The sequence below is a fragment of the Pseudomonas sp. VE 267-6A genome (genome assembly GCF_024126555.1).
Classification (GTDB): domain Bacteria; phylum Pseudomonadota; class Gammaproteobacteria; order Pseudomonadales; family Pseudomonadaceae; genus Aquipseudomonas; species Aquipseudomonas palmensis.
On record NZ_JAMYBY010000018.1, the window covers coordinates 1 to 21,509 of the forward strand.

24 protein-coding genes and 1 tRNA gene are annotated in these 21,509 nt (G+C 61.2%); 20 read left to right on the forward strand and 5 right to left on the reverse strand.

The window, feature by feature from the left end; translation table 11 throughout:
- Position 1: 1 nt before the first annotated feature.
- A tRNA-Met gene (locus NJH59_RS19975) sits at positions 2-78 on the reverse strand.
- A 213-nt stretch (positions 79-291) separates the two neighbouring features.
- On the opposite strand from NJH59_RS19975, the gene dinB reads away from it, so the two are divergent.
- Positions 292-1,356: a DNA polymerase IV gene (gene dinB, locus NJH59_RS19980; RefSeq protein WP_043864254.1), complete on the forward strand. Its 1,065-nt coding sequence runs from the start codon at positions 292-294 to the stop codon at positions 1,354-1,356.
- A 45-nt stretch (positions 1,357-1,401) separates the two neighbouring features.
- On the opposite strand, the gene NJH59_RS19985 is transcribed toward dinB, so the two are convergent.
- The 3 genes from NJH59_RS19985 to NJH59_RS19995 all read right to left on the reverse strand — a co-directional run bounded on the left by NJH59_RS19985 (position 1,402) and on the right by NJH59_RS19995 (position 5,526).
- Positions 1,402-2,349, reverse strand: coding sequence for a hypothetical protein (locus NJH59_RS19985; RefSeq protein WP_253087227.1), 948 nt, complete (start codon positions 2,347-2,349; stop codon positions 1,402-1,404).
- 20 nt (positions 2,350-2,369) lie between these two features.
- A complete protein-coding gene (locus NJH59_RS19990) occupies positions 2,370-4,085 on the reverse strand; it encodes a proline--tRNA ligase (protein ID WP_043864252.1) in 1,716 nt (571 codons plus the stop codon).
- A 166-nt stretch (positions 4,086-4,251) separates the two neighbouring features.
- Positions 4,252-5,526, reverse strand: a complete 1,275-nt coding sequence (locus NJH59_RS19995; RefSeq protein ID WP_043864251.1) for an OprD family porin — start codon at positions 5,524-5,526, stop codon at positions 4,252-4,254.
- Between the two features lie 771 nt (positions 5,527-6,297).
- Here NJH59_RS19995 and NJH59_RS20000 point away from each other — a divergent pair.
- Complete coding sequence (locus NJH59_RS20000) at positions 6,298-6,723, forward strand: HIT domain-containing protein (protein ID WP_043864250.1); 426 nt, start codon at positions 6,298-6,300, stop codon at positions 6,721-6,723.
- Positions 6,724-6,726: 3 nt separating this feature from the next.
- A complete protein-coding gene (locus NJH59_RS20005) occupies positions 6,727-6,933 on the forward strand; it encodes a SlyX family protein (RefSeq protein WP_043864249.1) in 207 nt (68 codons plus the stop codon).
- 122 nt (positions 6,934-7,055) lie between these two features.
- Here NJH59_RS20005 and NJH59_RS25530 read toward each other — a convergent pair whose 3' ends face one another.
- The gene (locus NJH59_RS25530) at positions 7,056-7,643 is read right to left on the reverse strand and encodes a cold-shock protein (protein WP_043864302.1); all 588 of its coding nucleotides are present in this window, start codon (positions 7,641-7,643) and stop codon (positions 7,056-7,058) included.
- A gap of 303 nt (positions 7,644-7,946) precedes the next feature.
- Here NJH59_RS25530 and NJH59_RS20015 point away from each other — a divergent pair, with 303 nt between their 5' ends.
- The 17 genes from NJH59_RS20015 (at position 7,947) to queC (ending at position 21,502) form a co-directional block, all read left to right on the forward strand.
- Complete coding sequence (locus NJH59_RS20015; RefSeq protein WP_043864248.1) at positions 7,947-8,417, forward strand: Dps family protein; 471 nt, start codon at positions 7,947-7,949, stop codon at positions 8,415-8,417.
- Positions 8,418-8,691: 274 nt separating this feature from the next.
- Positions 8,692-9,021 (forward strand): ribbon-helix-helix domain-containing protein, encoded by a 330-nt coding sequence (locus tag NJH59_RS20020; RefSeq protein ID WP_054914974.1) that lies wholly within the window; start codon positions 8,692-8,694, stop codon positions 9,019-9,021.
- Positions 9,022-9,131: 110 nt separating this feature from the next.
- The gene (locus NJH59_RS20025) at positions 9,132-9,353 is read left to right on the forward strand and encodes an FmdB family zinc ribbon protein (protein WP_043864246.1); all 222 of its coding nucleotides are present in this window, start codon (positions 9,132-9,134) and stop codon (positions 9,351-9,353) included.
- A gap of 96 nt (positions 9,354-9,449) precedes the next feature.
- Complete coding sequence (gene aspS / locus NJH59_RS20030) at positions 9,450-11,225, forward strand: aspartate--tRNA ligase (protein ID WP_043864301.1); 1,776 nt, start codon at positions 9,450-9,452, stop codon at positions 11,223-11,225.
- A gap of 122 nt (positions 11,226-11,347) precedes the next feature.
- Positions 11,348-12,094, forward strand: coding sequence for a YebC/PmpR family DNA-binding transcriptional regulator (locus NJH59_RS20035; protein ID WP_043864245.1), 747 nt, complete (start codon positions 11,348-11,350; stop codon positions 12,092-12,094).
- A 116-nt stretch (positions 12,095-12,210) separates the two neighbouring features.
- On the forward strand, positions 12,211-12,735 hold the full coding sequence (gene ruvC / locus NJH59_RS20040; protein WP_043864244.1) for a crossover junction endodeoxyribonuclease RuvC: 525 nt from the start codon (positions 12,211-12,213) through the stop codon (positions 12,733-12,735).
- A gap of 108 nt (positions 12,736-12,843) precedes the next feature.
- Positions 12,844-13,452, forward strand: coding sequence for a Holliday junction branch migration protein RuvA (ruvA, locus tag NJH59_RS20045; protein ID WP_043864300.1), 609 nt, complete (start codon positions 12,844-12,846; stop codon positions 13,450-13,452).
- Positions 13,453-14,508, forward strand: coding sequence for a Holliday junction branch migration DNA helicase RuvB (gene ruvB / locus NJH59_RS20050; RefSeq protein ID WP_043864243.1), 1,056 nt, complete (start codon positions 13,453-13,455; stop codon positions 14,506-14,508).
- A 125-nt stretch (positions 14,509-14,633) separates the two neighbouring features.
- Positions 14,634-15,089: a tol-pal system-associated acyl-CoA thioesterase gene (gene ybgC / locus NJH59_RS20055; protein WP_043864242.1), complete on the forward strand. Its 456-nt coding sequence runs from the start codon at positions 14,634-14,636 to the stop codon at positions 15,087-15,089.
- A 2-nt stretch (positions 15,090-15,091) separates the two neighbouring features.
- Positions 15,092-15,787 (forward strand): protein TolQ, encoded by a 696-nt coding sequence (gene tolQ / locus NJH59_RS20060; RefSeq protein WP_043864241.1) that lies wholly within the window; start codon positions 15,092-15,094, stop codon positions 15,785-15,787.
- A gap of 14 nt (positions 15,788-15,801) precedes the next feature.
- Positions 15,802-16,254 carry a protein TolR gene (tolR, locus tag NJH59_RS20065; RefSeq protein WP_043864240.1) on the forward strand — a complete coding sequence of 151 codons (453 nt, stop codon included), beginning with the start codon at positions 15,802-15,804 and terminating at the stop codon, positions 16,252-16,254.
- On the forward strand, positions 16,254-17,339 hold the full coding sequence (tolA, locus tag NJH59_RS20070) for a cell envelope integrity protein TolA (protein WP_043864239.1): 1,086 nt from the start codon (positions 16,254-16,256) through the stop codon (positions 17,337-17,339). The genes tolR and tolA overlap by 1 nt, the downstream gene beginning before the upstream one ends.
- Before the next feature lie 47 nt (positions 17,340-17,386).
- Positions 17,387-18,637, forward strand: coding sequence for a Tol-Pal system beta propeller repeat protein TolB (tolB, locus tag NJH59_RS20075; protein ID WP_236171536.1), 1,251 nt, complete (start codon positions 17,387-17,389; stop codon positions 18,635-18,637).
- Positions 18,638-18,689: 52 nt separating this feature from the next.
- Positions 18,690-19,187, forward strand: a complete 498-nt coding sequence (gene pal, locus NJH59_RS20080; RefSeq protein ID WP_042121796.1) for a peptidoglycan-associated lipoprotein Pal — start codon at positions 18,690-18,692, stop codon at positions 19,185-19,187.
- Positions 19,188-19,193: 6 nt separating this feature from the next.
- Positions 19,194-20,006: a tol-pal system protein YbgF gene (gene ybgF, locus NJH59_RS20085; protein WP_054914972.1), complete on the forward strand. Its 813-nt coding sequence runs from the start codon at positions 19,194-19,196 to the stop codon at positions 20,004-20,006.
- 158 nt (positions 20,007-20,164) lie between these two features.
- Entirely contained in the window at positions 20,165-20,812 is a 648-nt protein-coding gene (queE, locus tag NJH59_RS20090; RefSeq protein ID WP_043864236.1) for a 7-carboxy-7-deazaguanine synthase QueE, read from the forward strand.
- Between the two features lie 15 nt (positions 20,813-20,827).
- Complete coding sequence (gene queC / locus NJH59_RS20095; protein ID WP_123752985.1) at positions 20,828-21,502, forward strand: 7-cyano-7-deazaguanine synthase QueC; 675 nt, start codon at positions 20,828-20,830, stop codon at positions 21,500-21,502.
- Positions 21,503-21,509 lie beyond the last annotated feature (7 nt).

Sequence of the window (21,509 nt, forward strand, 5' to 3'; positions counted from 1 at the left end):
TTGGTTGCGGGAGCCGGATTTGAACCGACGACCTTCGGGTTATGAGCCCGACGAGCTACCAGACTGCTCCATCCCGCGTCTGTGGAGTGGATTCTACAGATATCTCAGAACGTGTCAACCGCTAAAATCCAGAAATCCTTTTTTGTTCAATTGCTTAGCGTTTGTGATCTGGCTGCGGGCGCGCTAAGGCGGGGGCTGCAGGGCATTTGCCCGGGGTGACGGGTGCAGGGTGCAGCCGGTGGTGACGAGTGAGATACTGCGCGTACGAATCAACGGTGTTAACGGTCATCCATGTCCCAACGCAAGATCATCCACATCGATTGCGACTGTTTCTACGCAGCCATCGAGATGCGCGACGACCCGCGGCTGGCCGGCAAGCCTCTGGCCGTGGGTGGCTCGGCCGACCGGCGCGGGGTGATTGCTACCTGCAACTACGAAGCGCGGGCCTTTGGCGTACGCTCTGCGATGTCGTCGCACCACGCGTTGAAGCTGTGCCCCGACCTGACCATCGTCAAGCCGCGCATGGATGCCTATAAGGAAGCCTCGCGGGAGATTCACAACATCTTCCGCGAGTACACCGAGCTGATCGAGCCATTGTCGCTGGATGAAGCCTATCTGGACGTATCCGACAGCCCGAAGTTTTCCGGCAGTGCCACGCGCATTGCCGACGACATTCGCCGGCGGGTGTCCCAGCGCCTGCACATCACGGTATCGGCGGGGGTGGCGCCCAACAAGTTCCTGGCCAAGATTGCCAGTGACTGGCGCAAACCCAACGGCTTGTTCGTGATTACCCCGGCACAGGTGCAAGACTTCGTCGCCTGCTTGCCAGTGACCAAGCTGCATGGGGTTGGCAAGGTCACGGCTGACAAGCTGGGGCGCCTGGGCATTGTCGATTGCAAGGATCTGCGCGAGTGGGACCGCCTGGCCCTGGTCCGCGAGTTCGGCAGTTTCGGCGAGCGTCTTTACGGGCTGGCGCGCGGCATTGACGAGCGGGTGGTGCACAACGACAGCCGGCGCCAGTCGGTGAGCGTCGAGAACACCTACGACAGCGACCTGCCGGACCTGGCCAGCTGCCTTGAAAAACTGCCTGAACTGCTGGAATCGCTGGGCGGTCGCATGGCCCGGATCGACGACAGTTACCGGCCGGGCAAGCCGTTCGTCAAGGTCAAGTTCCATGACTTCACCCAGACCACCCTGGAGCAGGCGGGGGCGGGGCGTGATCTTGAAAGCTACCGGCAACTGCTCAGCCAGGCTTTCGCGCGTGGCGCCAAGCCGGTCAGGTTGCTGGGAATTGGCGTGCGGTTGCACGACTTGCGTGGGGCGCATGTTCAGCTGGAGCTGTTCACGCCCGAGTGAAACGCCAGGCATCGTGGTCGATGCCTGGCGTTCATGGTGCTGGAGCTACTTCGCGCCGGGGTCTGCCACCAGGCGGCCGGCATCCCTGGTCAGCGCCTTGAGAAACTCCTGTTGCAGCTCCGGATCATTGCGGGTCAGCTCGATCAGGCTCTGTTCCAGCTCGCTGGCTTCCTCTTCCAGGCCGAGTTCGGACAAGCGCTTGACCCGGTGCACCCACTCGCCCACCTCGTCGTCTTCAAGGTCGTCGTAGATCAGCTCATGGGCTTCGACCAGTTTGCCGCGCAGCGTTGGGCTGAGCAGCAGGCTGGCGTCGGCACGCACGTTGTTTTCTTCATCGGCCACGGCCAGGTGCAAGGTGCCCACCTGGGTCAGGTTCTGTTCGGTGAACGGGCTGTCGAGCAGGTTCAGGCGCAACACACCATTGCGGTCGGTGGTCAGCTCGTGGGTGAGCTTGCCAGCCTTGACCTCGACCGGGCGTTCGCCCCACGGCAGGCTGGTGTACTCCTGGCGTTTGTCCTTCTGCACTTCGCTGATACTGGCCAGGTTCTGTTGTGCGCGGCCGTTGGACTGCACGTTCATGAACGGGTTGAGCCCGGCCACGCCATAGCTGAGCCAGTCATGGGTCACGCTGTCGGGCAGGTTGCCCAGTGCGAACACATTGACCACATTGGCGCCGATACCGGCAACCACGGCCACTGCGCCCAGCGGGATCTCGTAGATTTCGCGCCAGGGTTGGTAGGGCGTGTAGCGATCATAACGACGGGTCACTTCGAATTCGGTGACTTCGAAGTTCTTCTGTTCGTGAACGCGCACGCGCCGTTGCGGCAGCTCGAGTACCTTGGGCTCTCCGACATCGATCTGCAGGCTGTGCTCGAGCAGCTTGCGCTCGATCCGCTCCTCATGCTCGCTGCGCTGGGACATCTGGTTGGCGCAGCCGCTGAGCAGCACGGCGCCGCACAGGGCGGCGCCTCCGAAGGTGATTCGCTTGAACATGGCTACTCTTGTGTTGGCTATCAGCGACGAATACGGGCTTGCAGGAACGACAGCACCTCGGCCACGGGCAAGGCCTGGGCCTCGCTGTCCTTGCGGTACTTGTATTCCAGGTTGCCTTCGGCCAGGCCCCGGTCGCTGACCACGATGCGGTGCGGGATGCCGATCAGTTCCATGTCGGCGAACTTGATCCCCGGGCTGGTTTTCTTGTCACGGTCGTCCAGCAGCACTTCGAAACCGGCGGCGGTCAGCTCGGCGTAGAGCTTGTCGGTGGCTTCGCGCACTTCGGCGGTTTCGTAGCGCAGCGGTACCAGGGCGATCTGGAATGGCGCGAGGCTATCGCTCCAGATGATGCCCTTGTCGTCGTAGTTCTGCTCGATGGCAGCGGCGACCACGCGCGAAACACCAATGCCATAGCAGCCCATGGCCAGGGTCACCGGCTTGCCGTTCTCGCCCAGCACCTGGCACTTGAGTGCTTCACTGTACTTGGTGCCCAGCTGGAAGATGTGCCCGACTTCGATGCCGCGCTTGATCATCAGCGTACCCTTGCCGTCCGGGCTCGGGTCGCCGGCTACCACGTTGCGCAGGTCGGCGATTTCCGGTACGGGCAGGTCGCGCTCCCAGTTCACGCCGAAGTAGTGCTTGTCGTCGATGTTGGCACCGATGCCGAAGTCGCTCATGAAGGCCACGGAACGGTCGATGATGCACGGCAGCGGCAGGTTCAGCGGGCCCAGGGAGCCGGCGCCGGCGCCGATGGCGTCGCGCAGTTCGGCGTCGCTGGCCATCACCAGCGGGCTGGCCACCTGTGGCAGGTTGGCAGCCTTGATTTCGTTGAGTTCGTGGTCGCCACGGACGATCAGGGCAATCAGCTTGCCTTCTTCGGCGGCATGCACGATCAGGGTCTTGACGGTGCGCTCGATCGGCACGCCGTAGTTTTCGACCAGGGCGGCGATGGTTTTCGCGTCCGGGGTATCGACCAGGCGCAGCTCCTCGGTGGGGGCAGGGCGCACGGTTTCCCGCGGGATCGCTTCGGCCTTCTCGATGTTGGCGGCGTAGTCGGAGCTGTCGCTGAAGATCACGTCGTCTTCACCGGACTCGGCCAGCACGTGGAATTCGTGGGACCAGCTGCCACCGATCGAGCCGGTGTCGGCCTGCACGGGGCGGAAATCCAGGCCCAGGCGGGTGAACACATTGCAGTACGCCTGGTGCATGCGGTCATAGGTTTGTTGCAGGGACGCCTGGTCGGCATGGAAGGAGTAGGCATCCTTCATGATGAACTCGCGACCGCGCATCAGGCCGAAGCGCGGACGGATCTCGTCGCGGAACTTGGTCTGGATCTGGTACATGTTCAGTGGCAGCTGTTTATAGCTGCTCAGCTCGTTGCGCGCGAGATCGGTGATGACCTCTTCGTGGGTAGGCCCCACGCAGAACTCGCGACCATGGCGGTCCTTCAAGCGCAGCAGCTCGGGGCCGTACTGCTCCCAGCGGCCGGACTCCTGCCACAGTTCAGCGGGCTGAATGGCCGGCATCAGCACTTCCAGGGCGCCTGCGGCGTTCATTTCCTCGCGTACCACGGCTTCGACCTTGCGCATCACGCGAAGGCCCATCGGCAGCCAGGTATAAAGGCCGGATGCGAGCTTGCGGATCATGCCGGCACGCAGCATGAGCTGGTGGCTGATGACGACCGCGTCGGAAGGGGTTTCTTTCTGTGTGGCGAGCAAATATTGACTGGTGCGCATGGTAGGCCGTTGTCGGTTGCTTAACTGAAATGACCCCGCATTGTACGGGGGCGATTCGGTGACGTATAGGATGGTGGCGCGGGAAACTGCGCCAAGTGCATCAACACAAAAGAAAAAGCCCGGCAGGGCCGGGCTTTTTCGAGCTGGGGTCCGTGAGCCGGAAGGCTTACAGGATGCTCAGCGGGTACTCGACGATCAGGCGCAGTTCGTCGATCGAAGGCGACGAGTTGTTGTACACCGCATCGCTGGAGCGGTAGGTGGCCTGGCGAACGCGGAAGCTCAGGTCTTTGGCCGGGCCTTCCTGCAGTACGTACTTGGCTTCGATGTCGCGTTCCCACTCTTTGCCGTTGTTGCCGGAGGAAACGTTGGCATCGGTACCACGGATGTAGCGGGTCATGAAGCTCAGGCCCGGTACGCCGAAGGTGGCCATGTTGATGTCGTAGCGAGCCTGCCAGGATTTCTCGTCTTCGGAGTTGAAGTCCGAACGTGCCACCGAGTTGGCCAGGAACACGGTACCGCCGCCGTCGACGCCGTAGGCGTAGCCGCCGTCGCCGCTGATGCGCTGGTGCGCCAGGGTGAAGGTGTGCGCGCCGATGGTGTAGGCGGCGGACAGGCTGAATGCACGGCTGTCGATCTTGTCGCCGTCGTAGGCTTTTTCCAGCGCGGCGCCGGTGCTCTTGGTGTTGTAGAAGTTGAAGTCGAACACCAGGCCCTGCTCGTCGTTGATCGGCAGGCTCCAGTTCACGTTGGCGTAGTATTTGCGCCAGTAGTCTTCGACCTTGGAGTAGTAGAGGCTGGTGCTGAGCTCGTCGCTGAACGCGTAGGTGCCGCCCAGTACGTCGGCCTTGGTCAGGTGGATGCCGCCGTCACGGTTGGTCTGGTCTTGTGCGGTGATGCTGGTGAAGCGACCGGCGTTGAGCGTCAGCCCCTTGATTTCGTTGCTGGTGATCAACGCGCCCTGGGCCATTTCAGGCAGCAAGCGGCTGTCGTCGGTGGCCAGCACTGGCAGCGAGGTGAACTGGTCACCCACTTTCAGGACGGTGTCGGAAATCCGGAACTTGATGGCTGCGCCGCCTTTGGAGTAGTCGTCCTGCGAGCGTTCGTCGGAGCCGGTCGGGAACAGGCCGGTGCCGGCAGTGCCCTTGCCGCCGTCCAGTTTCAGACCCAGCATGCCGATTGCGTCGACGCCGACGCCGATGGTGCCTTGGGTGAAGCCCGATTCGAAGGTGCCGATGAAGCCTTGGCCCCACTCTGCAGCGCGGCTCTGCTCGGTGTTGGGGACGTTGCGGTAGTCACGGCTGAAGTACAGGTTGCGAAGTTTGACGTTCAAGCTGCTGTCTTCTACAAACCCCTTGGATTCATCCTGAGAAGACGCCATGGCCAGCTGCGAGGTGCCTGCCGCTACGGCCAGGGCGATTATGCTCCACTTCATCACGCGCATCGTGATTTGCTCCTTTGGTTTTGGAAGATTACGGCCTTGCCCCCTGGTTTTTTTATGGGGCGGCTCTTTCTTTTTTGAGTCGGCGAAATGTATATCACGCTGACTGTCGTTGGCGATACTTGCGAAAGGAACCTTTCATTAACTTTATGGTCCCGTCGCAAACGGTTAAATCCCTGTCGCAAATTACGCCCCGGCATGACCGGTGCGTTCAACTACAGCGCTGTTTCGCAGAGCAGCAAAGGCAGCGCAATCACGCCAAGCCTTTGATGCCAAAACTCCCTGGTTGCCCCTGCAGCTGTTGTTATTTGTCGCACTTGGCTTGCTTATGCAGGCGCCATGCCGACGTTGGGCAGAGATGAATGCAACAAGCGTGCTCAATTGCGCGGTGCGTTGATGAAATTTTCACATTTCGTTGGCCAAAGGGCGCGTGGTGCCCGAAAACCGGGGGTGTACAGATCTTTTGGTTTGAGGGTCGATGCCGTCGCGGAATAAGCAAAAAATCGACTTTGAAGTCAAAACGTTACCGGCTTGTAGGACAAGTGAGTAGTTTTCGGTAGGAGGCGGTGCTGATTGTGTTCGCGAGGCGCTATTTTGGTGCGAAAAGTAGCGTTTTGTTACCGGCGTGAGCGGACCTCCTGCGTGCAGTGTGGTCTGCCTGCCCCGGGATGGAGCGCCATGTACTCATGCCTGTGACTCCAATCGGGAGTATCCTTGCGTCAATCACCTGCCGGGTGCAGGTATCGGGATTGAAAGGTGCGAGGAGATTGTTCTGTGTTTGCTCTTGATTCACGTTTGCAACAAGACACGATTGCGTTGGGGGACTTACCTCTTTGTCGCTTGTTACTTAGTAAGGATGCTAACTATCCGTGGTTCATTCTGGTGCCGCGGCGTCCTGCTGTCAGCGAAGTATTCGAACTTGATGAAGAGGCGCAGCAGCAACTCTGGCAAGAGACCACGTTGCTGGCCAAGTTGCTCGACGGGCTGTTCGATGCCGACAAGATGAATGTCGCGACCCTGGGCAACGTCGTGAGCCAGTTGCACATGCATGTGATCGTGCGACGCCAGAGCGATGTGGCATGGCCTGGCCCGGTGTGGGGGCGCGTGCCGGCGCTGGTTTATACAGCCGAGGCGCTGGCTCATGTGCGCCGCATCGTCGAGCGTGAGCTTGGTGATTATCTTCAACCGATCGAGGCTTGAATCATGACCCTGGAAGCACGGGTAACCGAGTTGGAGAGTCGTCTGGCATTTCAGGACGATACGCTGCTGGCGCTGAACGATGTGCTGGTGGAGCAGCAGCGGGTGGTTGAACGGCTGCAGCTGCAGATGGGCGCGCTGCTCAAGCGTTATGAGGAGATGGTGGGGCAGTACGAGTCCAACGAGGAAGAAGCGCCGCCCCCGCACTATTGATGCATGCGCCTCGCGCAGCGGGCTTAAAGGCTCAGTGCAGATCGACAGCAGAGCAGGGCGGGTGAGTAGGCGTAAAAAAACCGCGATCGGCCGAGTGGCCGTCGCGGTTCTTCACGCTAGGATCAGCGACGCGGTGCCGCAATCACATCCTCGGCCTGCAGGCCCTTGTCCCGGTTCATCACCGAAAACTCCACACGCTGACCCTCCACCAGCACCCGGTGACCCTCGCCACGAATGGCCCGGAAGTGCACGAAGATGTCATCGCCGGAATCCCGCGAAATGAATCCAAAGCCCTTGGACGTGTTGAACCACTTCACGGTGCCCGTGTCGCGGTTGCTCATGTCGTAGGCAGGTGCCTGGCTGCGCGCACGGCCAACCTTGGCCAGGCCCGCCACCAGATGCAGCAGCACGGCCAGCAGGGCGCAGACCATGGCCGCGACATTGCCCAGCTCCGGGCGCAGCAGCACAGTGACCGCTTGCAATACCACTGCAAGCACCAGCAGCGCGCTGGCAGTGTGTTGCAGGTACTGGCGCGCGCCGCGGTAGTGCATTGGCAGCACAGGCACCAGGATCAGGTTGAGCAGCCCGAACAGCGCCAGGTAGATGGCATCGGGTTGTTGCAGGAAAGGGACAGCTTCGCCCCTCAGGCTAGGAATCAGGGACAGCAGCAAGGCAGCTGCGCCCGTCAACAGGTGAACGATCTTGAACATGGTGGTTTGGCTCACATTTTATTCAGGCATATCACAGGAAGAGCTGAACCCACGGTGCGCGGTTACCGATGAGTCGCCAAAGCGTGGCTGCAGCCTATGCGCCATTGCACAAAAAATGCGCAATGACGGCACAGTGCCTATTTAACAGCAAAGCCGGGTGCTTCTCAAATCAGCGGGCCAAACGGGCCGCGCGGCTGCAGCCCTGTGTCGCACGCCAGACCGGCAATCGGAGCTGCAGGCACGCGCAACTCTTGGTACAGTGCTTCCAGCATGTTGAACTGACATCACAGGAAGGAAATGTACATGGCAATTGATATTGGTATCAGTGAAGAAGATCGCAAGTCCATTGTTGACGGCTTGTCGCATCTGTTATCGGATACATATGTACTGTACTTGAAGACCCATAACTTCCACTGGAACGTGACCGGGCCGATGTTCAATACACTGCACTTGATGTTCGAAGGCCAGTACAACGAACTGGCCCTGGCAGTCGATGCCATCGCCGAGCGAATTCGTGCACTGGGCTTCCCGGCGCCGGGTACTTATTCCACCTACGCCAAGTTGTCCTCGATCAAGGAGGAGCCAGGTGTGCCGGCGGCTGAAGAGATGATCAAGCAACTGGTCGATGGCCAGGAAGCCGTGGTGCGTACCGCGCGCAGCCTGTTCCCGTTGCTGGACAAGGTCAGCGACGAGCCGACCGCCGACCTGTTGACCCAGCGCATGCAGGCCCATGAAAAGACTGCCTGGATGCTGCGCTCGCTGTTGGCCAAGTGAGTGTTCGGCGCCTGTAAAGGCGCCTGTTGAAAGACGCAAGCCCGATTCTTCCTTAGAGGAATCGGGCTTTTTAATGGGTACTTCCTGCGTGCTGCGGCCGGCGTGGAACAGTTTCAGCAGGTGTGGTACATGAACTCAACTAAAAGGTTATTCCTACGCTGCGCAGGCTCGCGGTCTGCTGGTTGCAATACGATGAACAGCGCTTCATAGGCAGGTACCTGGATAGCAAGTATCCCGGTGATGAACTTCCTGTCAGTCAATGCGTGGGATGAATATGTCGCGAGTCGTGAATGAACGTGCATGCACCGCCGAGCAACTTCGTATGGCCCCTGGTGATCCTTTTCAGGCAGATTTCAATATGGGCCTGGCGCGCCCGCTGTCGCGTTCGGTGCGACTCAACGGCTTCGCCACCTGCTTGCGCCTGGAAGAGGTCTACTGGAAAATCCTCGAGCGCATTGCCGCCGCCAACCGGTGTACGGTCAATGCGGTGCTGTCCCATGTGGACCGCGAAGTCCACCTTCGCCACGGCGGCGTCAAGAATTTCAGCGGCCTGGTGCGGGTGATCTGCGTGGTCTACGTGCTGGGGGGCGGCGCCAAGCCCTGAACCATTCGTGCGCTGGCACGGCGGGCGGGCTGCACAGCCCCGGTTAACCATATATAATCCCGCTTTTTGCTGCGTGGCGCGGCCCGCGCAGTGGTCAACGAGATACGCCAATGCCCCTGTACGACTATCAATGCGGTTCCTGCAGCCACCAGATGGAAGTTCTGCAGAAGATCAGCGCAGCGCCGCTGACCGATTGCCCGGCCTGCCAGGCACCTGCCCTGAAGAAGCTGATTTCTGCCCCGGGCTTCCGCCTGGGCGGCACCGGCTGGTATGAAACCGACTTCAAGACCGGCACCAAAAAGAACCTGGCGGGCGCCGACAAGGCCGACTGAGTTGAACTGTACTGCCAGGGTCTTGCACTATGGGCCCCCTGGGGCCGGCAAGGCCCACACCCGAATTCACGAATGACGAGAAGCGAAACCACCATCATGATGCGCAGCCACTATTGCGGCCAACTGAACGAGAGCCTGGAAGGTCAGGAAATTACCCTTTGCGGCTGGGTCCATCGTCGTCGCGACCACGGCGGGGTGATTTTCCTCGACATCCGTGATCGCGAAGGCATGGCTCAGGTCGTGTTCGACCCGGACCGCGCAGAAAGCTTTGCTGCCGCCGACCGCGTGCGCAGCGAGTACGTGGTGAAGATCACCGGCAAGGTGCGTCCGCGCCCTGCAGGCGCAGTCAACGCCAACATGGCCTCGGGCGCCATCGAAGTGCTGGGCTACGAGCTCGAAGTGCTGAACGAAGCGGAAACCCCGCCGTTCCCGCTCAACGAGTACTCCGACGTGGGTGAAGAGACCCGCCTGCGCTATCGCTTCATCGACCTGCGTCGTCCGGAGATGGCCGAGAAGCTGCGTCTGCGCTCGCGCATCACCACCAGCATCCGTCGCTTCCTTGACGAAAACGGCTTCCTCGACGTCGAGACGCCGATCCTGACCCGCGCTACCCCGGAAGGCGCGCGTGACTACCTGGTGCCAAGCCGTACCCACGCTGGCAGCTTCTTTGCCCTGCCGCAATCGCCCCAGCTGTTCAAGCAACTGCTGATGGTGGCCGGTTTCGATCGCTACTACCAGATCGCCAAGTGCTTCCGCGACGAAGACCTGCGCGCCGACCGCCAGCCGGAATTCACCCAGATCGATATCGAGACCAGCTTCCTGGACGAGACCGAGATCATGGGCCTGACCGAAAGCATGATCCGCAAACTGTTCAAGGAAGTCCTGGACCTGGAGTTCGGCGAATTCCCGCACATGACCTTCGAAGAGGCCATGCGCCGCTACGGTTCGGACAAGCCTGACCTGCGCAACCCGCTGGAACTGGTGGATGTGGCCGACCAGCTGCAAGCGGTCGACTTCAAGGTGTTCAGCGGCCCGGCCAACGACCCGAAATGCCGCGTTGCCGCACTGCGTGTACCGGGCGGGGCGAGCATGCCGCGCAGCCGTATCGACGAGTACACCAAGTTCGTCGGCATCTACGGTGCCAAGGGCCTGGCGTACATCAAGGTCAACGAGCGCGCCAAGGGCGTCGAGGGCCTGCAGTCGCCAATCGTCAAGAACATCCCCGAGGCCAACCTGAACGTGATCCTCGATCGCGTGGGCGCGGTCGATGGCGACATCGTGTTCTTCGGTGCCGACAAGTCCAAGATCGTCAGCGAAGCCCTGGGCGCGCTGCGCATCAAGGTCGGCAACGACTTCAACCTGCTGACCTGCGAATGGGCACCGATGTGGGTTGTCGACTTCCCGATGTTCGAAGAGAACGACGACGGCAGCTTCACGGCGCTGCACCACCCGTTCACCGCGCCAAAATGCTCCCCTGAAGAGCTGGAGGCCAACCCGGCCACCGCGCTGTCGCGCGCCTATGACATGGTGCTCAACGGCACCGAACTGGGTGGCGGTTCGATCCGTATCCACCGCAAAGAGATGCAGCAGGCCGTGTTCCGCCTGTTGGGCATCGAGGCGGCGGAACAGGAAGAGAAGTTCGGCTTCCTGCTCGACGCGCTGAAGTTCGGTGCACCGCCGCACGGTGGCCTGGCCTTCGGTCTGGACCGCCTGGTGATGCTGATGACCGGCGCCCAGTCGATTCGCGAAGTGATCGCCTTCCCGAAAACCCAGAGTGCTGCGTGCGTCATGACCCAGGCCCCAGGCCTGGTCGATGCCAAGGCACTGCGTGAGCTGCACATCCGTCTGCGCGAACAGCCCAAGGCTGAGTAAGCGGGCCCGGGGCGCATCCACTTGGATGCGCCTTTGCGTTACGGCATACCGAATTGATTGCCCACGCCAGGTTTTCTTCTGGCGGGGGCGTGGTTTTGTTTCAAGGATTTCTGGAGTCAGTTATGGCGGGTCATTCCAAGTGGGCGAACATCAAGCACCGCAAAGAGCGCCAGGATGCCAAGAGAGGCAAGATCTTCACCAAGTGGATTCGTGAGCTGACCGTCGCCGCCAAGCAGGGCGGTGGTGACCCGAATTCCAACCCGCGCCTGCGCCTGGCGCTGGACAAGGCCTTGGGCGCGAACATGAGCCGCGACATCATCGATCGCGCCGTGGCCCGTGGTGCAGGCGCAACCGAAGCTGACAATGTCGAAGAGCTCAGCTACGAAGGCTACGGCCCGGGCGGCGTGGCGATCATGGTCGAGGCCATGACCGACAACCGCAACCGCACCGCCGCGGCCGTGCGCCATGCCTTCAGCAAGTGCGGTGGCAACCTGGGCACCGATGGCTCGGTGGCCTATCTGTTCGAGCGCAAGGGGCAGATCAGCTTTGCCGCCGGTGTCGATGAAGACGCGCTGATGGAAGCGGCGATGGAGGCCGATGCCGACGACGTGGTCAGCAACGAAGATGGCTCGTTCGACGTGTTCACCTCGTTTGCCAGCTTCTATGCGGTGCGTACTGCCCTGGAGGCTGCCGGCTTCAAGGCTGCGGACGCGGAAATCGTCATGCAGCCGACCACCAGCGCCGAACTCGACCTGGAGGGCGCACAGAAGGTGCTCAAGCTGATCGACATGCTTGAAGACCTGGACGATGTGCAGAATGTGTATTCCAACGCCGAAATTCCTGACGAAGTCATGGAACAACTCGGCTAAGGTTCAGTTCTGGCGTACTCGAGGCCGGATTCGTCCGCAGGCACCTTGTGCCCGTGACGGGTCCGGCTTCTGTCTTTTTAATGGCGCCCCGGTGCGCCACTGGTTGCGCAGGCGATATGACTCTGATTCTTGGTATTGACCCCGGCTCGCGGATTACCGGCTATGGTGTGGTGCGCCACACGGCGCGCGGGTGCGAGTACGTGGCCTCCGGTTGCATCCGTACCGGCAGCGGCGAGCTGCCCGAGCGCCTGCAGGTGGTATACCGCAGCGTGCGCGAAATCATCCAGTTGCACGGGCCGGTGACCATGGGTATCGAGCGGGTGTTCATGGCGCGCAACGCCGACTCGGCGCTCAAGCTCGGCCAGGCGCGCGGCGCCGCCATCGTCGCCGGGGTCGAAGAGGGCCTGGAGATCGCCGAGTACAGTGCCACCCAGGTCAAGCAGGCGGTCGCCGGTACGGGCGGGGCCAACAAGGAACAGGTGCAGATGATGGTCATGCACCTGCTCAAGCTCACCCAGAAGCCGCAGATAGACGCCTCCGATGCCCTGGCCATCGCCCTGTGCCATGCCCATACCCGTTCCAGCCTGGTGCCGCACGGGCTGGGCGCTGCACGCAGCCGCAGTGGCCGCCTAAGGCTCTGATAGCATCATCGGTTAACACAATTTCGCTTGCCGGCCACCGCCGGCTTGCAATCATGGCGGCTGATGGCGGGCTTGATCGCCCCGGCGCCCTGGATAAAGGACCTGAACGTGATTGGACGTTTGCGCGGTACCCTGGCTGAAAAGCAGCCGCCGCACCTGATTGTCGATGTCAACGGCCTGGGCTACGAGCTCGAGGTGCCGATGACCACCCTGTATCGCCTACCCAAGGTTGGCGAGGCAGTGACGCTGCACACCCACCTGGTGGTACGTGAAGACGCGCACCTGCTGTATGGCTTTCACGAAAAGCGCGAGCGCGAGCTGTTCCGCGAGCTGATCCGCCTCAACGGCGTAGGGCCCAAGCTGGCCCTGGCATTGATGTCGGGCCTGGAGGTCGACGACCTGATACGCTGCGTGCAGGCCCAGGACACCTCGGCGCTGGTCAAGGTGCCGGGGGTGGGCAAGAAGACCGCCGAGCGCCTGCTGGTCGAACTCAAGGACCGCTTCAAGGCCTGGGAAACCGCGCCAAGCCTGTTTACCCTGGTGTCCGACGGCCCGCAGCCGGTGGCAAGTGCCTCCACTGCCGAAACCGATGCGGTCAGCGCGCTGATCTCGCTGGGCTACAAGCCGCAGGAAGCCAGCCGCGCCGTGGCGGCCATCGATGCCAAGGGCCTGAGCAGCGAAGAGCTGATCCGGCGCAGCCTCAAGGGGATGATTTAAGTGATCGAAGCCGACCGACTCATAGCCGCTACCGGGCGCGACCGCGAAGAGGTCCAGGACCGGGCGATCCGGCCATTGCGCCTGGACGAGTACATCGGGCAGCCAGTGGTGCGCGAGCAGATGGCGCTTTTCATCCAGGCGGCACGTGGGCGCAGCGAGTCGCTGGACCATACGCTGATCTTCGGCCCGCCGGGCCTGGGCAAGACCACCCTGGCCAACATCATCGCGCAGGAGATGGGCGTTTCGATCAAGAGCACCTCCGGGCCGATCCTTGAGCGTCCGGGCGATCTGGCGGCGCTGCTGACCAACCTGGAACCCCACGATGTACTGTTCATCGACGAGATTCACCGGCTTTCGCCGATCGTCGAGGAAGTGCTGTACCCGGCCATGGAAGACTTCCAGCTGGATATCATGATCGGCGAGGGGCCGGCCGCACGTTCGATCAAGCTCGATTTGCCGCCGTTCACTCTGGTCGGGGCAACCACCCGCGCCGGCATGCTGACCAATCCGCTGCGCGACCGTTTCGGTATCGTGCAGCGCCTGGAGTTCTACAACACCGCAGACCTGGCCACCATCGTCAGCCGCTCGGGCGGGATTCTGGGCCTGCCGATCGAGGACGAGGGCGCCTTCGAGATCGCCCGGCGCGCCCGCGGCACCCCGCGTATCGCCAACCGTCTGCTGCGTCGTGTACGCGACTACGCCGAGGTGCGTGGCAAAGGTGACATCACCAAGGCCATCGCCGACCTGGCGCTGAACCTGCTGGACGTGGACGAGCGTGGTTTCGATCACCAGGACCGGCGCCTGCTGCTGACCATGATCGAGAAGTTCGACGGTGGCCCGGTGGGTGTTGACAGCCTGGCGGCGGCGATCAGCGAAGAACGTCACACCATCGAGGACGTGCTGGAGCCCTACCTGATCCAGCAGGGCTACATCATGCGCACACCCCGTGGGCGCGTGGTGACCCGGCACGCCTACCTGCACTTTGGCCTGAACATTCCGGGCCGCATGGGCGAGTCGGTCAACGGCGAGGGTTTTTCCGACCTGGCCGATGAATGACAGACTTATCCGGCGTTTTCGTGGTCCTATCGGCGGACACGCATGAGTCGCGCTGGCAATACGACATAATCCGTTAAAAACAGTTGGTGGGGCGGATTGGCAAGCTGAGGAGTTAGCACTAGAGTATGCGCGCGCAAAATGGGGTTGAGTCGTTCGCACATCGCTGTCGCGTCTATTACGAGGACACCGATGCGGGCGGCGTGGTGTATTACGTCAATTATCTGAAATTCATGGAGCGTGCCCGCACCGAGCGGTTGCGCGAGCTGGGCTTTGCCCAGTCTGCGATGGCAGAACAGAACACCTTGTTCGTCGTTCATTCCAGCGAGGCGCGCTACCACGCGCCGGCCCGCCTGGACGATGAATTGCGGGTCACCGCACAAGTGCTTGAATTGAATCGTGCCAGCCTGCGCTTCGTGCAGCAGGTCTGGCGCGAGCGTGATGCAACGCTGCTCTGCGAGGGGCAGTTCCTGGTGGCCTGTGTGCGCGCCGATACGTTCAAACCCCGGGCCATTCCTTCCGAGCTGCGTGCAGCCTTTGTGGCGGCGGATGGTGCGGGTAACCAAACAATTGCAGGAGATTAAGCGTGGAAGCTAACGTCGTCGACCATACCTCCATGTGGAGCCTGGTCAGTAATGCCAGCATCGTGGTGCAGCTGGTCATGCTGATTCTGGTGGCCGCATCGGTGACCTCGTGGATCATGATTTTTCAGCGCAGCACCATGCTGCGTGCCGGTCGTCGTGCGCTGGAAAGCTTCGAGGAGCGCTTCTGGTCGGGTATCGACCTGTCCAAGCTGTACCGCCAGGCCGGCAGCAACCCGGACCCGGACTCGGGTGTGGAGCAGGTCTTCCGTGCCGGCTTCAAGGAGTTCTCGCGCCTGCGCCAGCAACCGGGTGTCGACCCTGACGCCGTGATGGAAGGCGTTGGCCGGGCCATGCGCGTGGCCATCTCGCGTGAAGAAGAGAAGCTCGAACAGAGCCTGCCGTTCCTTGCCACCGTCGGTTCCACCAGCCCGTACATCGGTCTGTTCGGTACTGTATGGGGCATCATGAACTCCTTCCGCGGCTTGGCTTCGGCCCAGCAGGCGACCCTGGCCACTGTGGCTCCGGGTATCGCCGAGGCACTGATCGCCACCGCGATCGGCCTGTTCGCCGCAATCCCGGCAGTTATTGCCTACAACCGTTTCGCTGCACGCAGTGAAGTCTTGATCGGCCGCTACTACACGTTCGCCGACGAGTTCCAGGCCATCCTGCACCGTAAAGTGCACACCAGCGAAGAGTGATCAGGTAAAAGCCCATGGCTCGAGTTCGACACAAACGCAAGCCGGTCGCGGAGATGAACGTGGTGCCCTACATCGATGTGATGTTGGTACTGCTGGTCATCTTCATGGTGACCGCACCGATGCTCAACCAGGGCGTGAAGGTCGACCTGCCCAAGGTTTCCAGCGAAGCCTTGCCGCAGGACAACAACGTCCAGATCCTTACCATTTCGATCAAGGCCGACAAGACCTATTTCTGGAACCTTGGCAGCGAAGTCGACACCGAAAAGCAGATGGACAAGGCCATGACCTTGCCGCAAATGACCGACGCGGTGACCAAGATCATCGCGGCCGGACGTGACCAGGGCAAACAGACCCAGGTGTTCATCCGTGGCGACAAGGCCGTCGACTATGGCGCGGTGATGGGCGCCATGGGCGGGTTGCAGAAGGCCGGTGTCGGTAACGTTGGCCTGATTACCGAGGCGCCCTGATGCAACAGCGAGAGCCATCCGCCTCGGAAAGCTATTTCTGGCCCAGCGTCTGGGCCATCGCGCTGCACGTTCTGGTGTTCGGCATGCTGTTCGTCAGCTTTGCCATGACCCCGGAACTGCCGCCGGCCAAGCCTATTGTCCAGGCGACCCTGTACCAGCTGAAGTCCAAAAGTCAGGCCACCACCCAGACCAATCAGAAGATTGCGGGTGAAGCGAAGAAAACCGCGGCGCGTCAGACCGAAGTCGAGCAGATGGAACAGAAGAAGGTCGAGCAGCAGAAGCAGGAAGCGGTGAAGGCTGCGGAACAAAAGAAAGAAGAGGCGGCTCAAAAGGCCGAAGAAGCCCGCGAGGCGGCCGAAGCCAAGAAGGCCGACGAGGCCAAGAAAGCCGACGAGGCCAAAAAGGCCGACGCGGCCAAGAAAGCCGAGGAAGCCAAGAAGGTCGAAGAGAAACAGCAGGCCGACCTCGCCAAGAAGAAAGCCGAGGAAGAGGCCAAGAAACAGGCAGCAGAAGAGGCCAAGAAGCAGGCCGCTGAAGACGCCAAGAAGAAAGCCGCCGAGGATGCCAAGAAAAAGGCAGCCGAGGATGCGAAGAAAAAAGCGGCAGCCGAAGAGGCCAAGAAAAAGGCCGCCGAGGATGCCAAGAAGAAAGCCGCAGCCGATGCGGCCAAGAAGAAGTCAGCAGAAGCGGCGCGCAAGGCGGCGGAAGACAAGAAAGCCCAGGCCCTGGCCGAGCTGTTGTCCGACTCCACCGAACGGCAGCAGGCGCTGGCCGACGAGCAGGGTGACCAGGTGGCCGGCGACTTCGACGACCTGATACGTGCCCGCGCAGCCGAAGGCTGGGCGCGCCCACCTTCTGCACGCAAGAACATGACGGTGGTCCTGCAGATTGGCATGTTGCCCGATGGCACCGTGACCACGGTGAGCGTTGCACGCTCCAGTGGTGATGGTCCGTTCGATGCTTCTGCGGTAGCAGCGGTCAAGAACATTGGCCGCCTGACCGAAATGCAGGGCTTGAAACCGAGCGAATTCAATCCCTATCGTTCATTCAAGATGACATTCACACCTGAGGATCTAGCCTTGTGATTAACCTTCTTAGAGGACTGCTGGTCGTTCTCTGCTGCGCAGCAGGGATGGCCGTTGCAGAAGAAAAGAACATCCTGGTCACCAGCGGCAGTGACCGTGCCACGCCGATCGCGGTCGTGCCGTTCGCCCTGCAGGGTGGCAGTGTGCTGCCCGAGGACATGGCCGATATCATTGGCAATGACCTGCGCAACTCCGGCTACTACGCGCCGATTCCGCGCCAGAACATGATCAGCCAGCCTAGCCAGGCCAGCGAAGTCATCTTCCGCGACTGGAAGGCCCTGGGCGCCCAGTACGTGATGGTAGGCAGCATCGTGCCAGCGGGCGGTCGCCTGCAGGTGCAATATGCGCTGTTCAACGTCGCCACCGAGCAGCAAGTGCTGACCGGCAGCGTCTCGGGCACTGCCGACCAGCTGCGTGACATGTCGCACTACATTGCCGACCAGTCGTTCGAGAAGCTCACCGGCATCAAGGGTGCGTTCTCCACGCGCATGCTGTACGTCACCGCCGAACGCTTCTCCAAGGACAACACTCGTTACACGTTGCAGCGTTCGGACTACGACGGCGCCCGCGCCGTGACCCTGCTGCAGTCGCGCGAGCCGATCCTGTCGCCGCGCTTCGCGCCAGACGGCAAGCGCATTGCCTATGTGTCGTTCGAACAGCGTCGTCCGCGTATCTTCGTACAGCACATCGACACTGGCCGTCGTGAGCAGATCACCAACTTCGAAGGCCTCAACGGTGCACCAGCCTGGTCGCCCGATGGTTCGCGCCTGGCGTTCGTGCTGTCCAAGGACGGCAACCCTGACATCTATGTGATGAACATGGCTTCGCGCCAGATGTCGCGTGTCACGGCCGGTCCGGGTATCAACACCGAGCCGTTCTGGGGCAAGGATGGTTCGACCATCTATTTCACGTCGGATCGTGGCGGCAAGCCGCAGATCTACAAAACCAACGTTTCGGGTGGTGGTGCCGAGCGTGTAACTTTCGTGGGTAACTACAACGCCAACCCTAAACTGTCGGCGGATGAAAAGACCCTGGTAATGATTCATCGCCAGCAAGGTTTCACCAACTTCAAGGTGGCCGCGCAGGATTTGCAGCGAGGAAGTGTAAAAATCCTCTCTGAAACAAGTCTTGATGAGTCACCCACTGTTGCGCCCAACGGCACCATGCTAATCTACGCCACCCGCCAGCAGGGCCGGGGAGTCTTGATGCTCGTCTCTCTCAACGGACGCGTGAGGCTCCCGCTTCCTACCGCTCAAGGCGAAGTCAGAGAACCGTCCTGGTCCCCTTACCTGAACTGACGCGGCGCTTTACGTAACACTTAACACATTGGGGTTCATTAGGAGTTTCACGATGGAAATGCTGAAGTTTGGTAAGTTTGCTGCGCTGGCTCTGGCCATGGCTGTAGCTGTAGGTTGCTCCTCCAAGGGCGGCGACAACGCTGGTGAAGGCGCTGTTGATCCAAACGCTGGTTACGGCGCTAACACCGGTGCTGTTGACGGTTCCCTGAGCGAAGAAGCCGCTCTGCGCGCAATCACCACCTTCTACTTCGAATACGACAGCTCGGACCTGAAGCCAGAAGCCATGCGCGCTCTGGACGTTCACGCCAAAGACCTGAAAGGCAATGGCGCTCGCGTCGTCCTGGAAGGCAACACCGACGAGCGTGGTACTCGCGAATACAACATGGCCCTGGGCGAGCGTCGTGCTAAAGCCGTACAGCGCTACCTGGTACTGCAAGGCGTTTCCCCAGCCCAACTGGAACTGGTTTCCTACGGCGAAGAGCGTCCAGTTGCTACCGGTAACGACGAGCAATCCTGGGCTCAGAACCGTCGCGTCGAACTGCGTAAGTAATTCGATATGCGAACGTGCCGCCGTGCTGTAACCGTCCTGGCTCTCGCCCTGCCACTCGTGGCCTGGGCCGAGGTTCCTGTTGTTGATGACAACGCTGGCTATAACGGCGCAAGCAGTTATCCGCCAGCGGGTTATGGTACGAGCGGCGCCTACGCCGGGGGAGGGGTTTCGGCCCCTGCCTCGGCGCAGGGTCAGCTGTTCATGCAATTGCAGCAGATGCAGGATCAGATTTCGCGTCAGCAAGGCGTGATCGAAGAACTGCAAAACGATGTAGCCCGCCTGAAACAGGAAGGCCTGGAGCGTTACCAGGACCTGGATCGGCGTATCGGAGCCGGCGGTGCACCCGCTGCAACTCCCGAGAATTCTTCCACCGGTGGTGATGTAGCCGCCGGTGCCGCTGCAGGCGCGGCCACCGCCCCTGCAGCCAGTAGCGAACCTGGCGACCCGGCGAAAGAAAAGCTCTATTACGACGCTGCTTTCGACCTGATCAAGGCCAAGGATTTCGACAAGGCCAGCCAGGCATTCAATGCCTTCCTGCGCAAGTACCCCAACAGTCAGTACGCCGGCAATGCCCAGTACTGGCTGGGTGAAGTGAACCTTGCCAAGGGCGACCTGCAGGGCGCCGGCCAGGCGTTTGCCAAGGTCAGCCAGCTGTATCCGAAGCACAGCAAGGTGCCGGACTCGCTGTACAAGCTGGCCGATGTCGAGCGCCGCCTGGGTCACACCGACCGGGTCAAGGGTATTCTGCAGCAGGTGGTCACCCAGTACCCGGGTACCTCCGCCGCACAGTTGGCCCAGCGCGACCTGCAGAAGCTCTGAGCTGCCCGCCTGGAAGAAACCCGCGCTAGTCGCGGGTTTTTTCGTTAGAATCGATGCCCTTTTATTGACACACGCTGCTGCGAACTACGCGATGCCGGGTTCGCTGCAGTGCCTGACGGAGGCGGACAGCCTGTTTAGCTGTTACGCCCGTGGCGACTATGCAAGACACATTACGAATTACCGAAGTTTTTTACTCGTTGCAGGGTGAAACGCGTACCGCTGGGCTGCCCACGGTATTTGTACGTCTCACCGGCTGCCCTTTGCGTTGCCAGTATTGCGACAGTGCCTATGCCTTCAGTGGTGGCACCGTGCGCAGCCTCGACTCGATTCTCGAGCAGGTGGCTGGTTTTCGCCCGCGTTACGTGTGCGTCACTGGCGGTGAGCCATTGGCCCAACCCAACGCCATCCCCTTGCTCAAGCAATTGTGCGACGCCGGCTATGAGGTTTCGCTGGAAACCAGCGGAGCACTGGACATCTCGAAGGTCGACCAGCGCGTCAGCCGGGTGGTGGACCTCAAGACGCCGGGCTCCGAAGAGATGCACCGCAACCTCTACGAGAATATCGAGCTGCTGACCCCGAACGATCAGGTCAAGTTCGTCATCTGTTCCCGTGAAGACTATGACTGGGCGGTATCCAAGCTGATCCAGTATGGTCTGGAGAAGCGTGCCGGGGAGGTGCTGTTTTCGCCGAGCCACCATCAGGTCAAGGCCAGCGACCTGGCTGACTGGATCGTGGCCGATAATTTGCCGGTTCGTTTTCAACTGCAGTTGCACAAGCAATTGTGGAACGACGAGCCGGGACGCTGATTGGGGAGTGATGTCATGACTGATAAACGTGCGGTAATCCTGCTGTCTGGTGGCCTGGACTCGGCCACGGTGGTCGCGATGGCCAAGGCCGAAGGCTACAGCTGCTATACCATGAGTTTCGACTACGGCCAGCGTCATCGCGCCGAACTGGACGCCGCTGCGCGAGTTGCCCGTGACCTGGGTGCAGTCGAGCACAAGGTGATCGGCCTGAGCCTGGATGGCATTGGTGGTTCGGCGCTGACCGACAGCAGCATCGATGTACCCGAGACGCCGGGTGACGGCATTCCAGTGACCTACGTACCGGCGCGCAATACCGTGTTCCTGTCGTTGGCGCTGGGCTGGGCCGAGGTGTTGCAGGCGCGGGATATCTTCATCGGCGTGAACGCGGTGGATTACTCGGGCTACCCGGATTGCCGTCCCGAGTTCGTCGAGGCATTCGAGCGCATGGCCAACCTGGCCACCAAGGCCGGTGTCGAGGGGCAGGGCTTTCGCATCCAGGCACCGTTGCAGAACCTGAGCAAGGCGCAGATCGTTCAGGCGGGCATGGCGCGTGGTGTCGACTACAGCCTCACTGTGTCGTGCTATCAGGCTGACGACCAAGGCCGTGCCTGTGGCAAGTGCGACAGCTGCCGCCTGCGTGCAGATGGCTTCCGGGCAGCCGGCGTGACCGACCCAACCCGATATTTTTGATTTTTTT